The organism is Micromonospora sp. NPDC051924, assembly GCF_055586005.1.
In genome coordinates, this window is the sequence record NZ_JBVJJA010000117.1 from 1 (window position 1) to 1337 (window position 1337).

A 1337-nucleotide genomic window follows, 5' to 3' on the forward strand; every position below is an offset into this window, starting at 1 on the left:
CCGGCTCGGCCTTGCCGTCCCCGTTGAAGTCGGCCACGACCAGCCGCCCGCCGACCGGCCCGAGGTTGTACGGACCGGAGGTGTACCAGCGGCCCGCGCTGGTGAGGCCGGCGTCGAAGACGTAGAAGCCGAAGGTGCCGTCGCTGATCTGGTACGCCATCACGATGTCGTCGGTGCCGTCGCCGTTCACGTCCCCGGAGGCCACCCGGTCACCGACGTTGGCCAGGTCGAAGGCGCCGCCGCCGGTGTAGTCGGCGGTGTGCGAGAAGGACGTGCCGGTCGACCGCCACCGGTGGATGGTCATGGTGCCGTCACCGTCGTCGTGCGCCAACGCCGGAGCCTGGCGGCCCGACCCGCCGCTGCACAACGCCCGCAGCTCGGCGAGGGTGCCGTTGAACACGTCCCGGTCCACGCCGCCGGACACCCCGGGCACGCTGCCGCTGGAGGTCCACTGCCACAGGGTGAAGCGCGACCAACCGGCCGGCAGGGTGCCGGGGGTGTCGGCGTACCGGGAGTGGAAGAGCGGGTAGCTGCCGAAAGCGGTGCTGCTGCCGGTGCAGGGGTTCCACCAGTTCGGGTTGGTGTAGATCATCGCCTGCTGGCCGGTGCGGAACTTGACCTGGTCGACGAACTGGCTGATCCAGGAGACCATGGCGCTGGTCGAGAGGCCGTAGCAGGTCGGCTGGCTCGACGACCACTCGATGTCCAGCATCGGCGGCAGGGTGGTGCCGTCGGTGCTGTACCGGCTGGCGTCGACCAGGCGGTCCGCCTGGCCGCGCGGGTCACCCTGGTCGGGCCGGCCGAAGTGGTACGCCCCGAAGTAGATGCCGTTGGCGCGGGCGCCGCTGCGGTTGGTGAGGTAGGTCGGATCGCTGTAGGCGGTGCCCTCGGTCGCCTTGGCGTATGCGAAGTCGACGCCGGAGTCCGCGACCGCCCCCCAGTCGATCGTGCCCTGGTAGTGAGAGACGTCGATGCCGGTGACGAAGTAGCCGGTGGGTGCGGCGTGCGCGGCCACCGGGGGCAGGCTGACGGCGACCAGCGGGAGGGCCATCAGCGAGAAGGCCCTGGTCACCCAGGTACGGATACGCATGATGCTGTCCTGTCCGTGCGAACCGGCCCAGCGGGGCCGGGGAGGAATGCGGGAGTGGGTGGAGCGGCCGTGGGGGGGGGGGGGGGGGGGGGGACGACCCCCCCCCCCCTCCCCCCCCCCCCCTCCCCCCCCACCCCCCCCCCCCCCCCCCCCAGGCCGGTGCGCCGCAGCAGCTCGCGCACCTCGTCCACCAGCCCCGGCCGGCGTACCTGCTGCACGGCCAGGTTGACGCTGACGAACGGGGCGG

The 1337-nt window shown here is 72.6% G+C and carries 1 protein-coding gene; it reads right to left on the reverse strand.

Going from position 1 to position 1337, the window contains the following annotated elements; genetic code table 11:
• On the reverse strand, positions 1 to 1090 hold a 1090-nt coding region (locus tag ACZ6S5_RS34875; RefSeq protein WP_466006551.1), incomplete at its 3' end, for a GH25 family lysozyme.
• Between the last annotated feature and the right edge of the window lie 247 nt (positions 1091 to 1337).